Origin of the sequence: Pseudoalteromonas sp. CO325X (genome assembly GCF_004208955.1) — a bacterium.
In the GTDB taxonomy this organism is placed as follows: Bacteria; Pseudomonadota; Gammaproteobacteria; order Enterobacterales; family Alteromonadaceae; genus Pseudoalteromonas; species Pseudoalteromonas ruthenica.
This window is the reverse complement of record NZ_SGPG01000021.1, coordinates 25,295-39,173: the sequence shown is the minus strand read 5'-3', so window position 1 is coordinate 39,173 and position 13,879 is coordinate 25,295. Positions and strand designations below refer to the sequence as shown.

The 13,879-nt window shown below is 43.5% G+C and carries 14 protein-coding genes, 1 other RNA gene and 1 pseudogene; 6 read left to right on the top strand and 10 right to left on the bottom strand.

Annotated features, from left to right (window positions below):
* Positions 1–147: 147 nt before the first annotated feature.
* The 6 genes from EXT46_RS10975 to EXT46_RS10950 all read right to left on the bottom strand — a co-directional run bounded on the left by EXT46_RS10975 (position 148) and on the right by EXT46_RS10950 (position 4,609).
* A complete protein-coding gene (locus EXT46_RS10975; protein WP_130147260.1) occupies positions 148–726 on the bottom strand; it encodes a class I SAM-dependent methyltransferase in 579 nt (192 codons plus the stop codon).
* 1 nt (position 727) lies between these two features.
* Positions 728–1,741: an HNH endonuclease domain-containing protein gene (locus EXT46_RS10970; RefSeq protein WP_130147258.1), complete on the bottom strand. Its 1,014-nt coding sequence runs from the start codon at positions 1,739–1,741 to the stop codon at positions 728–730.
* A 480-nt stretch (positions 1,742–2,221) separates the two neighbouring features.
* Positions 2,222–2,518: a hypothetical protein gene (locus EXT46_RS10965; protein WP_130147256.1), complete on the bottom strand. Its 297-nt coding sequence runs from the start codon at positions 2,516–2,518 to the stop codon at positions 2,222–2,224.
* Between the two features lie 62 nt (positions 2,519–2,580).
* A complete protein-coding gene (locus tag EXT46_RS10960; protein ID WP_165381108.1) occupies positions 2,581–3,093 on the bottom strand; it encodes an inovirus-type Gp2 protein in 513 nt (170 codons plus the stop codon).
* Between the two features lie 530 nt (positions 3,094–3,623).
* On the bottom strand, positions 3,624–3,815 hold the full coding sequence (locus tag EXT46_RS10955; protein WP_130147252.1) for an AlpA family phage regulatory protein: 192 nt from the start codon (positions 3,813–3,815) through the stop codon (positions 3,624–3,626).
* A gap of 443 nt (positions 3,816–4,258) precedes the next feature.
* On the bottom strand, positions 4,259–4,609 hold the full coding sequence (locus EXT46_RS10950) for an SOS response-associated peptidase family protein (RefSeq protein ID WP_346428465.1): 351 nt from the start codon (positions 4,607–4,609) through the stop codon (positions 4,259–4,261).
* Positions 4,610–5,059: 450 nt separating this feature from the next.
* Here EXT46_RS10950 and umuD point away from each other — a divergent pair, with 450 nt between their 5' ends.
* Positions 5,060–5,473, top strand: a complete 414-nt coding sequence (gene umuD / locus EXT46_RS10945; protein ID WP_130147248.1) for a translesion error-prone DNA polymerase V autoproteolytic subunit — start codon at positions 5,060–5,062, stop codon at positions 5,471–5,473.
* Entirely contained in the window at positions 5,461–6,723 is a 1,263-nt protein-coding gene (locus EXT46_RS10940) for a Y-family DNA polymerase (protein WP_130147246.1), read from the top strand. The genes umuD and EXT46_RS10940 overlap by 13 nt, the downstream gene beginning before the upstream one ends.
* 389 nt (positions 6,724–7,112) lie before the next feature.
* On the opposite strand, the pseudogene EXT46_RS19035 reads toward EXT46_RS10940, so the two are convergent.
* A pseudogene (locus tag EXT46_RS19035) lies at positions 7,113–7,229 on the bottom strand (integron integrase); the annotation flags it as partial.
* A 338-nt stretch (positions 7,230–7,567) separates the two neighbouring features.
* Here EXT46_RS19035 and EXT46_RS10930 point away from each other — a divergent pair.
* Both EXT46_RS10930 and EXT46_RS10925 read left to right on the top strand, forming a co-directional pair.
* On the top strand, positions 7,568–8,035 hold the full coding sequence (locus tag EXT46_RS10930; RefSeq protein WP_130147244.1) for a hypothetical protein: 468 nt from the start codon (positions 7,568–7,570) through the stop codon (positions 8,033–8,035).
* A gap of 1 nt (position 8,036) precedes the next feature.
* Positions 8,037–8,285 (top strand): hypothetical protein, encoded by a 249-nt coding sequence (locus EXT46_RS10925; protein ID WP_130147242.1) that lies wholly within the window; start codon positions 8,037–8,039, stop codon positions 8,283–8,285.
* A 180-nt stretch (positions 8,286–8,465) separates the two neighbouring features.
* Here the strand turns inward: EXT46_RS10925 and EXT46_RS10920 are convergent, their stop codons facing one another.
* Positions 8,466–9,683: an integrase domain-containing protein gene (locus EXT46_RS10920; protein WP_130147240.1), complete on the bottom strand. Its 1,218-nt coding sequence runs from the start codon at positions 9,681–9,683 to the stop codon at positions 8,466–8,468.
* A gap of 212 nt (positions 9,684–9,895) precedes the next feature.
* Positions 9,896–10,253: a transfer-messenger RNA gene (gene ssrA / locus EXT46_RS10915) on the bottom strand.
* Between the two features lie 256 nt (positions 10,254–10,509).
* Between ssrA and EXT46_RS10910 the strand changes: the two genes are divergently transcribed.
* Positions 10,510–12,135 carry a FapA family protein gene (locus tag EXT46_RS10910; RefSeq protein ID WP_022945662.1) on the top strand — a complete coding sequence of 542 codons (1,626 nt, stop codon included), beginning with the start codon at positions 10,510–10,512 and terminating at the stop codon, positions 12,133–12,135.
* Between the two features lie 13 nt (positions 12,136–12,148).
* Here EXT46_RS10910 and rnt read toward each other — a convergent pair whose 3' ends face one another.
* Positions 12,149–12,829: a ribonuclease T gene (gene rnt / locus EXT46_RS10905; RefSeq protein ID WP_130147238.1), complete on the bottom strand. Its 681-nt coding sequence runs from the start codon at positions 12,827–12,829 to the stop codon at positions 12,149–12,151.
* A 180-nt stretch (positions 12,830–13,009) separates the two neighbouring features.
* Here rnt and EXT46_RS10900 point away from each other — a divergent pair, with 180 nt between their 5' ends.
* Complete coding sequence (locus tag EXT46_RS10900; protein WP_045978129.1) at positions 13,010–13,876, top strand: OmpA family protein; 867 nt, start codon at positions 13,010–13,012, stop codon at positions 13,874–13,876.
* The last annotated feature ends 3 nt before the right edge of the window (positions 13,877–13,879 follow it).

The window sequence follows — 13,879 nt, the reverse complement described above, 5'->3', positions numbered from 1 at the left end:
CTGCGCCTTTCTTCTAGCGCATTTAATTGTCTGAGATGTGCCCGTTGATGGGGCAAGTAAAGTCATGCTTTCTGATACCTATCAGAATTGGACTAATCGTAATAATCCTTAACTGTTGAGGGTTTCTAGGCCTATATGTTTTTAGGTTTACACCTTCGCTAGCAACGCATTTAACCAACGCTCATTTCTGTCTGGCCTATTATCCTCGGAAACCCATGTTGTTTTCACAGTGATGTTGGGGAGTTCAGAAACTAGTAATTCAAGTTTGTGCTCATTTAGGTCAGTAAAGTGACGGCCACCTTTAACGCGCTCACCATCACCATACTTGAACGACACATACCAAATGCCACCAGCCTTTAAGGAGGTTGCTAATTTATTTAAAACCCTCTGTAATTCATTTTCAGGAACATGGAGTAGGGAAGCGCAACACCATATGGCGTCATATTGTGATACAGCCGTCACATCGTTAAATGTGGCATGTTTTACCTCTATCCCGGTTTGCTTACTTGATAGCTCGCATAGCGCCTCAGAGGCATCAAAGGCATCTACCTTATAGCCCATGTCTAAAAATGCTTTCGTGTCCCTTCCTGAGCCGCATCCAGCGTCCAGTATGTAGCAACCTTTGGATAGGCCTTTTGTGAACCTTTCATATATATCTCTCATATCAACGTCAATGGTGCCGTCGAAGAACAACTGTGCGTTCTGCTCGTAAAACTCTATGCTCATATTAAAAAGTGATGATCCCTTTAATTTTTGGTCGCCAGGTGTGAATTAAAATGCTTTTGGCTAATGTGTAGTGTGCCTGTAAGAAGCCCCTGCGTTCCGCCTCGCTTTTGCCTGTTTGTTGTATAAGCGTTTCTCGTAGTGGCAAATGACTATTAATGAAATACTCATTGCGCTTATGCAGTCTTTGTAAAAGCTCGATTTCAGGCACTTTGGCAAACTTACCGTTCTCGCCGCGATTACAGTCTCGGCAAGAGAGTACTAAATTCCACACACCATTAATATTGGCTATTTGTTCTTTAAGGTTCCAAGGTAAAAAGTGGTCTACATCCACGAGCTCCTCGCTTCCTTGTTGAAGGCTCACGGGCTGATAGCAATAAAAGCATCGACCTTTTTGATAGCCATTTAAACTGTCTCTGCAGCTTGTAATATTCACCCTGCGCTCTTTTGTACCGGTGAATAGTGTCTTAAGCTTATCATCGTACTCTACACTGATTAGGTTTCTGGCAACGCCCATTTTCCATGCTTGCTCAACTAAGCGCCAGCGTGCTTCAGTTTCGTGTTCGAAATTAGAAAATTGCTCATTTTCGGCCAATTTGAAAAAGTTGTCGGTAATGCGAATGCCATTATGTGTTTTTCGTTCATCTATAAAGAATCGATGGTCAATTTCACCATTATTTACTACGTGAAAGGCGTCAATAACGTTGGCGAAACCAAGCTTCACTGTTTGTTTAATGAGCTCATCATGATTAATTTCATCTTGGTTATAGCTTGAGCAGGCATTGAGAAACTTACTCGATTTGGAAGTGATTTGCTTAGGGGAGTGCTTCAAGTGGTCACACAAATGCTGGCTAAAAGGCACAGCAAGTTGATCGAGCGTGACTAAATCATTGGGTACTGCCTTTAAGTCATAGAGTGCTTTTGCTAGCGCAAACTTATATGAGGCCACATTGCGGCCGAATAGAATGATAGCTCGCCAGTAGTTATCTAGCGTTGGTTCTACTTCATAAAATTCCATTTTATCTGCTCCTTACTAGCTTTCTTCAGAGGTTAAGAGTTAACGGCACTAAACGCAACCAGCATTTGATGTGCTGCTGGTGGGCGATTAGCAATTTGACCAATAACGCAGTGGAAGTAAATACAAACGAGTTTGTAAACGTGATCGGTTATGCCTTGATGAGCGATCACTTTAAATAGGTGATCGCTTTTTATCTGAATTAACCGACAGACTTCACTGTTTATGTGGGCTTGCGGCTGATGTTGCTTGTAAAATTAGTAGCGTTTGATTGTTTGGCGAACTTTTCGGAAAATTTCTGATGAGTAATATAACGTGATCGCTGTAATGCTCATCATACCCGAACTGGTAAGGTAAGGTTTTTTGCTGTTCGGTGATTAAATCTTTATCAATTTGTAATTGTTGATATTGAGCGTGATAAGCCGTCCATGGCTTATTTTAATAGTCTATGTGATCACTTTTTGATTGTTTGGTTTGAAGCGATCACTTGAGTGTTAGTCTTATTGGATTGCGATAGTACATTCCACACATTCTAAGGCCTATAGCTCCCTTGTAGCGCTTATTTAGCTCCCAGAACTTGCTACTCATACCGAGTCCAGTATTCTTATCTTCCTCAAGGATGTGATTTAATTGCTCAAGGCACAATGCTCGATATTCGATTCGGGTTAGCTCTTTATCCAAAGGGATGCCAAATAAAACCTTGGCCCGGCCACCGTGCTTTAGGGCGTTAGTATTCCCTTTAGGAGCGCCTGCGCCTTTGCGTTTTCCACCTCTGGGCATAACTTAATCCTCATAATAGAAGGCCACTCCTAATGGTTGGAGCGGCCCATCATAGCTTCAGACTAAATGCTGTTTCTTTGCACTGGGAACTTAATGTGGCTCGTACCAAAGCTGAATTTCTTGCCACCATCGGGCCTGTAATCCGTTTCAGTTTTTGCTAAATAACTTAATCTAACGAACAGGGCTTGTAGGGTAATCCAGAATGCTTCATCACTTTTACGTATCAGGTTGTAATGCACGTGCGGTATGTAAGGGACAACGCCACCAGCTTCATGAGCCCATAGCTCACGTACAAGCTCAAATACCTTCGCCGGTGAATTTACCTTGTTGCCATTTATCAGCAGGGCTAGGTGATAGTGATGATGAAGACTCTTGCACTTCTCACAGCTCCATACGACGTTGACTATCGATTTGTATTTTTTGATTAGTTTTTGCTTTAACTTCCGCAGGAAAAGCTGGAGTATCTGATTTGAATCATCGGTACTATGTTTGCTGTGATGCAAGTCAAAACGCAATGCAAAAACTTTTTGGTATTGGCAAATTGTTGAATCAACAAGTTTAATGATTTTATTCATACGAGAAGACTCAATTGAATAGTTCCTAAGTATTCTGATTAGAATAGGGGTACCATCCTCTGATTGATAAACATAATCTTTTGATAACTTTGACATGATAAATCGCTTGTGTCTGATTAGCTCTTTTTCTTTTGGCTCAAATAGATTCACTATTAGCTTTTTAACATTAACCATTTTCTTTAATTCCAGTTACTAGGGTGGCACCACAATCGCAAGATACTAGGATAAAACCTTTCATTGATTCGATTTGAACAGCCCGCGAAGACTGGGCTTTTAAAGTAATTTCAACCATAAAAACTATCGACTTGCTTAACATTTTTGTTCGTTAAAGTCCTGTAAGAACTTGTAGATATCCGCAGCACGCCAGAATGAGCTTCTCTTTAGCTTCAATGGCGCAGATATATATCTTTGCGAAACTAACTTCTTCAGCGTTCGGATGCTTATACTTAATTGGTCAGCCACTTCGAATTCATCTATTACAGTGAAATCTTCAGGCAGGGCAATATCGTGCTCAGATATAAACTTCATATTTACTGAACGCTAATATTGCTAATCCATTGTTGAACTTCACTTGCAACATACCTAACACTGCGGCCATTGGGGTGCAGCTTTCTCGCTTTGGGAAAGTTACCAGCTTTTTCCATTTCAAACAGGGTTGTTCTGCTAAATCCAACCAAGTTAAGCACTTCTTTGCGAGTTAGTAATTCTGGAAGCGAATTCATCACATCTCTCCAAATTTTCGTTAAGAATCTAGTGGTGTTCTTACACCTTCGAACATTGCAGATCAGCATTTGCCAACTGCGGACAAATTGGAGAATAAACATTTTATTTTAGTATGCAAATGACTGATATATCGAAACTTTAAAGTCTACGCTCACCGTTTTGATCCACTTTTATACTAGCGCTATTATGCATTATTAGCTGCGTCTAAATTTCAGATGTTAGTGTTCGCTTACCTTTTAGGTCATTTTTTATGTGAGACGTTTTACAAGCTCAATTTAGAGGCCTTACTTTGTATGATTAACTCAAACTCAATGAAAAAAAATTGAAAAAAAAGTTTGATTGGTTAATGTTGGTTGTTTTTTGAACTGTTTTTGGGCTGAGTAAGAGTTAGTCAATCTTTTGGATAGGGGCTGCTTTTGACTATTACTTTTGCATGTGGCGCTTATGTTGGGTCCTTTTTTATCAGTTTCTTATCTCCAACCTGACGATACTCACTTGGCTTATTGATTTGATAGGCAATTAAATCCTGGGGGAGATGTGGTTGGAGTAAATCATTAAGTAGGTCTGTATTTGTAACAGAGTTATCAAGCCACATATCCAATACTCCTCTACCTTGGGGTAGCATCAACGGCATCGCTTTAGAGTGAATAAGGGAAAGCTTGGGGTGAGGGGGCAAAGTGATAATTGAACAGCTTAAGGTAGGCTCGCCGGTTATAGGGTGGAGCCATTCACGGTATAGGCCAGCAAAAGCGATAGCTTCTCCTTTCATTGCTTCAAAGTCATAGTAGTGGATTGGCCTATTGTTAACAAATTCAGACTCGCCAAAGCCTTAAGCGAGTATCACACACCGGGTCTCTTAAAATGCCTTGTAACCAGCACTTCTAGGAACATTGAGCTTGTCAAAGCGGGTGTTGAACGAGGTGTACTTGGTAGGCTTAAATGCGCTCTCAGTTGTCTCAAGTAGCAACCACCAAGTGGCTTTATCTGCCTGTCGCTGCCCATGCAGCTCCCTAACTATGGTGATTGAATCAGTTGCTTGTTTAAAGCGGCCCTGTTGCAGGGGGGCAGACCAAAATTGAATTGCCTACAGAGGCGCTCATTCGGCCACACATACAGGTTCCTATAACTGTTCATTCTTCATTTAGGTTAGACAGCATTAGCGAAAGTAAAAACTTTCGCAGATCTCTGTTCTGATATCTAAACCTAACATATACTGTTTATATATACAGTATTGGTGTTATTTATGAAGGTTATCCCCATTTATGTCGAGGCGGGTATCACTGGCTTTGAGTCGCCTGCGGCGGAATACACAGAATTACGACTATCGCTAGATGAGTTGTTGATTAGGCATCCCAATGCAACCTTTATTGGACTTGCCAATGGTGACTCTATGCAAGAAGCGGGAATTTTTGACGGTGACTTGTTAATCGTGGATAGAGCAGAAACGATTAAGCATGGTGATATCATTGTTGCTAATTACAACGGGGCGTTTGTATGCAAGCAACTTGATGCGCATCGCCGCTTACTTTTGTCAGCAGCAAAAGGGTACTCTGCGGTAGCAATTACCGAAGGTGATGAGTTTCAGTTAGAGGGCGTGGTGACGTGCTCTATTCGTTTACATCGTAAATCAAAAGAGCTGTTGGTATGTATGCCTTAGTTGATGCTGTCGCATTTTATGCCAGTGCGGAAAAGGTGTTTGACCCCAGTATCAGAAAGCGTCCAGTAGTTGTGCTTACTAATAACGATGGCTGTATCTGCGCGGTTAGCCCAGAGGCAAGGGCGCTTAACATTCCAAAATTTGAGCCTTACTTTAAACTACGGCATCTGCTCAATAAGCATAATGTTGTGGTGCGCTCATCCAACTACGAGCTATACGCAGACTTAAGCACCCGGATGATGGAGGTTATTGGCCGCTTTAGCGATAGCCAGTATATTTACTCCATTGATGAGTCTTTTTTACAGTTCACAGGGTTTGCTGCATTAGTTAAAGATTGGCACCAATATGGTCACGATATTCGTAAAGCTGTATGGAGAGAAATAAAGTTGCCTGTAGGTGTGGGGTTTGGAATTACTCCTACGCTTGCCAAAGCTGCGAATCATGCGGCTAAGAAGCTTGAAGGGTATAACGGTGTTGCTGTGATTGATGATATACCTTCTGCTAAAGCTATTTTATCACGCATGAAAGTTACTGATATATGGGGAATAGGGAAGCGTTTGGGACAAAAGTTAGCGTTGATGGGGATTAATGATGCCTGGACGCTCGCAAAGCAAAGCCCTAAACATATGCGGAAGCAATTCTCTGTTGTTGTGGAGAGAACCATAGAAGAGCTCAATGGCCATATTTGTCTTTCATGGGATGAAGTAAAAAGCCCGAAGCAAGAGATCTACTCTACGCGTAGCTTTGGTGAACGGGTAACAAATATCAATGACCTTAAGGGTTCACTCGCAACCCACTGTGCGACGGTAGGCAAAAAGCTTAGACAGCAAGCGTCATTAACTCATCGTGTAGTGATATTTGCGCATAGCTCTCCATACGAGGATAACTTTTATAAACGTAGCTACCTGTACGACTTCCCCGTACCAACCAACGACAGTCGTGTTATCGCCAACGCCATGAATGAGGTTTTGTCACTCTTATATTCAGAAGGGGTTAGGTATTACAAAGCGGGTGTTGGTGCGCTGGAGTTAGTTTCTGAGCGATACATACAAGCAGATTTATTCTCCACCAGCGCAGACAATAAAACACTTATGCAAAGTATGGACAAAATAAACCACCGGTTTGGTAAGGGCACAATAAAGCTGGCGAGTGAACAGCAAAGTAAGGGCTGGTCCATGCGCCGTGAGTTTCTAAGCCCTCGATACACAACAAGGTGGAGTGATATTCCGCGTATAAATTGTTGTGATTAATGAGTATGCTCTGTTCGGTGTTCAGGCTATGGCGTTTGAGATGGGTAAGAGCAGCCCTAGAGCTGTCCAGTGGCTATCTTAATGACAAAGTGGAAGTCCAATACTATGATTGGAGGTAATATGCCACCCAATGAATAGGATGTTCAAAATGGCCAAGGGACACTCAGTATTTGTCAAACCTCTGTTACTCTTATACAACCTTCTCATTATCTGTTTGTTGCTCGCTGGTGGCGGTTATCTTACTTATGCTTTTTATGTAAGTTAAGAGTTGCCCCACCACATGGCTAGATTGGAAGGCGACACGAGGATTTATTTGCTGGTTTTTGAGATGGTCCGCAGTGCGGCAGAAGCGGAGCTTGAGGCGTAACTCGATACTGACCCAAAACAAGCTAGAAAATTTTGCTCAAAGGGCTAACAACACCTTTTGTGCCTTGCTGTAAAGCATGAGTGTATATTTGCGTTATCTTCACATCGGAATGACTCTGCTGAGCTTGCACGGTTCTTAGCAAAACTTGCTTCGCCAGCATAAACTCGGCGATGTGGTTTAAAATTATGAACAGTTTTTCATTGAATTAGCCCCAACAAATAACTGGGTTCATATACAGTTTTTATATTTCTCCTATAGTTAGGAAAATGGCCCATTGGGCCGTTTTTGTCATGTACACGTTCAGAGCAATGTAGCGTAATCTCAATGCTGGTAAGTGCTTTTTAAATTTGCTATCAATAAGCTAAGGACAAAAGTGAGACAGTTTGCGGCAGAAAAACGACCCTATTGCTCAATATCAAGTTGTTAGCCATTTGGCGATAAATATTATACTAATCAATAAATGTAAAAGGAGATAACATGGAAAGTACTACATTGTTAAAGGATATCTTGTTAGATAAGGGACAGATCCATAAATATTACGAGGGAATGGTTCCTGTAAATTTATGGAGAGGATTAAATGTCAAAAAGAATATGGAGTTATTTGAATTAATAGAAGATACTATTATTTTATCTAATGGTCGCCCAAGACCTGCGGATATAAGTTTAATCGGTGAAGGGGCTAATGCTAAAATCAATATTAAAGAGAGCCCTAGAGGTATAAGTACATTTGATAAACCTGGCATTCCTCAAGGCCCTAATTGGGAGCACTATAGAATATCTGCTGGGACACCTTTACCAAAAGGGTTAGCTATTATAAAAGATAACTATAATTCAAGGTTAGGCGCATATCATTATACAATAGCCCCAGCCTACAACATGCCTTTAACTGTATTTAAACTTTTACTTAACCAGCTAGCAAAATCGGTTGTTAAAGAGGTCGCATAAGATGAATATACCTAAAGCATATGTTCCAACGCTTTTATCAGCGATACGAGATTCTGTTCTATATAATGAGCAGTTATTAAAGAGTGAAACTTTACGTGATCGTGATGATTATGAAGAACATTATGTACATCTAACTCAGTTCTTCGAATATTTAAAAGAAGAGTATGTAAATAATGAAGAGCAATATGGTTTGAAGTTAGAGCAGATACTCCCAGAAGAAGGGGCTAATAAGCAAATCAACAAAGACTAAAAACAGTTGGCCACTGCCCGCGCCTCGCGGATTTTGGCCAACAATTTTTAGCGTGTTATTTGTGCGTTACTGAATAAATACCCTAACGCGTCTTTGTTCAAAAATGCACCAGAGAGAACTTCTGCTTTTTGATCTTAGCTACCAGTCAAGTTATGTATAGGGTAGTTATGGGCACAAGACTCAAATGACCTCTAAACTCTTAATCTGCGCTCGGGTAATAAAGTCACTCCACCAGCACATCATTTCACGTCGTTTTTCTAGATAGTCAGCTCGGTTGTATGCTGCGCGCACTTCATTCTTATCCTGGTGGGCGAGGGCGGCCTCAATGAGTAGATAATCAAACTGCTGGTGGTCGTTGAGTATTGTACTGGCGAGCGCCCGAAGGCCGTGGGCTACTAAACGGCCATGAAAGCCCATACGCTTAATTGCGGCATTAGCTGTTTGCAAGTTGGCATGAGTGCGAGGGTTTCTATCAGCTGGGAATACATGCTCACGATTGCCACTGATGGTACGCATTTTTTCTAATATTCTTACTGCTTGAGGTGAGAGCGGTATTCGATGTTCTTTACGGGTTTTCATCCGCTCAGCGGGAATAGTCCATATTTGCTTTTCAAAGTCGATTTCTTCCCAAGTCGTTTTGGCTGCTTCATTTGGTCGCGTCATCGTATGTAACTGCCATGCAATCAAACAGCGAGTGGTGTTTTTGATACTGGCATTTTGCAACGCCGACATAAACTCAGGTAACTCATCTTCCTTGATGGTCTTCATCGACTCTTTCTTTGGCGAAGTGAAAGCGGCTCTTATCCCAGCTAACGGGTTATGTTTAATGTAACCCGTATTAACCGCAAATGTCATTATATCGTTGAGGCGCTGGCAAAGTCTTTTCACTGTTTCTAAGTTACCTTTGGCTTCAATAGGCTTGATCACTTTTATCGCTTGTTGAGCATCAATAGCGTCGATAGGGTGTTCGCCCAATGTTGGGAATATATGAAGTTGTAGTGAGCTCCACACATTTTTTGCGTAGCCTGGGGTCACTTTACTTTTATGCACATCAAACCAAAGCTCAGCTACTTTTATGAGTGTGTTTTCTCTTCTGCGCGTTTCTTGTTCGTAATGGCGTTCTCGTTGCTCTTTTGGGTCGATGTTCTCAGCCAATAGAGCGCGCGCTTCATCTCGTTTTTTGCGTGCTTGTGCTAAGGTGACTTCAGGGTATTTACCAAAGCTGATGTTCGTACGTTTTTTGGTATAGGGCTTTTGATATTTAAACTGCCAGCTTTTTGTACTATTGGGCGCGACACTAAAATATAAGCCATAGCCATCAGCTAGACTTTGCACTTTATCAGTGGGCTTGATGTTTTTGAGTTGCGTGTCGTTGAGTGGTTTAACCGTTTTTGCCATATGTACTATTCCCTGAAGGCCTTTAAATATAAGGCTTTGTCGCATCGATGTACTACGATATCTGGCGCCATGTACTAACCTAGTACATGAAATAGTACATAAATAACTGAATTTCAGCAAACGTGGGCGAACATTACAGGCATTAAAAAACCCGCTAAGTCTTTATTCTCAGCGGGTTTTTAAACGTTCTCGAACTTAATCGAACAGTGAAGTGGTGGAGCTGGGGGGATTTGAACCCCCGTCCGGAAAACCTCGACCATCGGTCCTACATGCTTAGTGTCGTCTTTTGGTTAACCTTTGAGTCTCGGACGCACACGATAAACAAAGGCGAGGCCGCTTAGTTTTAACCCTTCAACCCCGGCCAGGGTTTCCGTAGCGAGTCTGTGTAGGGTGACACTTCAGAACCGGGTCCACAGACATACACCGGAGAAGTGCTAGCGGGCTATTATGCCGCTAGAGCGTAGTTATCGTCGTTTGCGATTACTTTAAAATGCGGCTTTTTTACGAGGCCAACCGCACCTCGACATGCACCTCAGGCGTCTTGAATCCCGTCGAATCCTAATCAGCCCCTGAAATACGTTTCAGTATCCATAAGTATAACTGAGAGCGTGACCCTACTACAAGCGAAAGCAACTGAATTTCTTATAAATCAGGCGTGTTTGCCTATTCTCTGTGCAAAATCAACGCATTTGCTATAACAACTGCGAAAAGAGTATGAACAATTACTTAACAATTAAGTATGAGTATGGTCAAATAGCGATCGATGCAAAAACACTAATAATAAAATCGTGCTCACTTGATGGGCGCTTCTTGGAAGTAAAATAACGTGTCCCTATTTGCCTTTGATAAGCTCAGTGGCGAGGTGAGCTTAATTGATCATCCCATGAATGGCTCAGTACCTGCCAGCGCTACCCAGCTTATGGAGTTACTGGCGCAATCGCCTTACGCCGACTGTGAAATTCTTGATGCCAATATCGCGGCATTATTTAATCCGTCTAAGTCTAACCAGTCACGTGTTGTAGCGCGGGCAGTTAATGCTCGTCTGAATGTGAATATCGATGAACCACTGATGATGGCAGAGGGCGAGCTCACCTGCGCTCGTGGTGGTGAAATTTTAGATTTAGACAACGCTGTGCGCCAACTTCGTGAAGCTGGAATTAAAAAAGGTATTAGTCGTAAAGCGCTTGAGTTATTGCTAGCAAAGCAGTTTGAGCTGCCACCAGGGGGGCGTGCCACGGCGATTGTTGCTGTTGGGCGTAAAGCCAAAAGTGGTGAAGATGCACGTTTTATTCGTCTATGCGCCACCGCTCAAGATCGCGTTTTATGCCCGAAAGAGGCCGAGAATGGCAAGGTGGATATGCGCGATCTTGGCGATATTATTACTGTGAAGCCGGGTAGCCCGTTAATGCAAAGAGTACCAGCAACGGCAGGGGAACCTGGGTACAATTTATTTGGTGAGCAACTTGCGCCTAAACCCGGTCGGCAGTTTCCGCTTGAGGTCATGGAAGGCACGCGTCTAGATAGTGACAATGAGAACCTTTTGGTGGCCGACGCTGTCGGGGTGCCGGTTGCACTTGCTCGGGGTGTGCGAGTGGACGATGTGCTGTGCTACGACTTTGTTGATGCAACAACGGGGCATATTCGCTTCGAGGGCAGTGTGATTGTCAGCGGTGATGTAAAAGATGCGATGCAAATTGTCGCCACTGGTGATATCACCGTCTTGGGCTTTGTCGAATCGGCAACGCTACAAAGCGACAATGAGATCACCGTCGTTAAGGGCGTGATCGGACGCAAACGAGACGAGTCTGAGCCCTGTAGTTGTCGTATTCAAGCTAAACGCAGTGTCTCTATTGGCTATGCTCAATACAGTGATATTCAATCGCAGCAAGATATCTTTATCGACCGCCAAGCACTGCACTGTGAGCTAAGCGCTCGGCGCTTAATTCGTGTTGGTCGGGGCAAAAACCCCCGAGGCAAGTTGATTGGTGGCTTTGTCAGCAATGCTTTGCGCATAGAAACTGGCGAGTTAGGTGCGCCATCGGGTACACGCACTAAAGTGTATCTGGGTCAGTATTACTATGAACTAAAACAAAAGCGTAAAACCTTAGCTGAACAGCAAAAACGCATTAACGAGAAGTTTGCTGCCTTACAGGTGCTTCGTAAAAAGGCCCTAAAAGAGGCGGATAATGACAAACGCAAACGTCAGTGCGCACATTTGGATAAGCATGAAGCTCAGTGGGTGGCCATCAAGCAAGGGTTAGAGAAGAAAAAGCGACTCGTGCAACAGCGTATTAATATGTTGTTGGGCACGAGCCGTGTGCGGGTAAATGACTTAATGCACCCTGGAGTGGAGCTGAAAATTGCCCATGATACCACGCAGATATCGCGTATCTATCCGCCGCATTCAGCGCTGTTGAGTGAAGGCAAAATCACTCAACAATTTCCACTTTAAGGCACTTGCGGCCTTAGACGCCCTCGGTATTTGCCGGCGGTGTAGGCTCTTCGCTAGTCTCGGTACTAGCGAGCGGCCAGCCTCCCAAGCTTTGCCATTTGTTAACGATAAAGCAGAACAGCTCAGCGGTACGCTCTGTATCATACAAGGCGCTGTGTGCTTGGGCATTATCAAACTCGATTCCCGCAGTGCGACACGCTTTCGCCAGTACCGTTTGTCCCAACGCTAATCCGGCCAGCGACGTGGTGTCAAAGCTTACAAAAGGGTGAAATGGCGTGCGTTTAATTTTACAGCGCTCAATGGCGGCATTTAAAAAGCCATGGTCAAAGGCGGCATTATGAGCAACCACCACGGAGCGTTGGCAACCAGCATCTTTTTGCGCTTTGCGTACAAATTTACAGATACTTTTTATTGCTTCGCTTTCATCCACCGCGCCACGCAATGGCGAGAAAGGGTCGATACCATTAAACTCAATAGCCGATTGCTCGATGTTTGCCCCTTCAAAAGGGTCAACATGAAAATGTTGCGTTTGGTCTAGGTGCAAGTAGCCTTGCTCATCCATTTTTAATGTGGTGACAGCAATTTCAAGCAATGCGTCGGTATTTTTATTAAAGCCAGCGGTTTCCACGTCGATAACTACAGGAAAGAAGCCGCGAAAGCGCTGTGCAAAGCGTGTTGGTTCTGTGTCTGCCATAATACTGCCCAAAGCCAATAAAGGCCGGCTATTATGGCAAAAACTGCGCCATGCCAACAGGGGCTAAGGTAAAATTAATCACGCCATAGTGCCATCATGTTCGTTTTCTGTGGTACAAGTATTGCATTGCGTTTCGTACACGGTAAAAGCGTCAATGATTCGACGAGGTATGTTCACATCATGATTAGGTTTTCATTAATTGCATTGAGTGTGTTGTTAAGCGCCCAAGCGCAGGCGGCGATGCGCAGCTATGAGGCTTCAGCACAGTCCTCGCATTGGACCTTGGTAGAAAACTCGCGTTTACAGTGCCAACTTAATCATGAAGTTCCCTATTATGGCGAAGCCATATTCCGCGCTCATGCCAGCAAAAATAAAGCCTTAAACTTTAATTTGGACATGGTTGTTCGCCCCAATAATTATGACTTAGCCGCATTGGAAGCGGTGCCGCCAAGCTGGCGCCCAGGCACCCATGCGAAAGCGTTAGCGTCAATGGAGCTACTGCGACAATTCGATGGCGAGCTCGGTGACAGCACGGCCTGGGAGATGCTCTCAGAGCTAGAAAAGGGCAATCATCCCACTTTTTACTACCAAGACTGGCGTAACGCCCGTGATCAGGTTTCGGTGGGCTTATCGTCGGTTAATTTTAAGCAAGCGTATTGGGCGTTTTTACAATGTCGTGACGGATTATTGCCTTTTAGTTTTGAAGATATCGCGTTTACGGTGATGAACTACAAGAAAAACTCTAGCGAGTTGACCAAATCATCGAAAAAGCGCCTCGCACAGATAGGTGAGTACCTCAAGCATGACAAAGAAATAGAGTCGGTGATGATCTCAGCCTACACCGATAGCTATGGTGGACGTTGGAATAACCTCGAACTTTCTAAACGCCGTGCGGCGGCGATTGCCGAGTATATTAAAGAGTTAGGTGTAGATGAAGGTAAGTTGGTGACTACGGGGTTTGGCGAGAAGCGCCATGTGGCTCCAAACGAGACGGTGATTGGTCGCGGCAAAAACCGTCGCGTAGTGATTCAAATAGCTAAGCCATAAGGC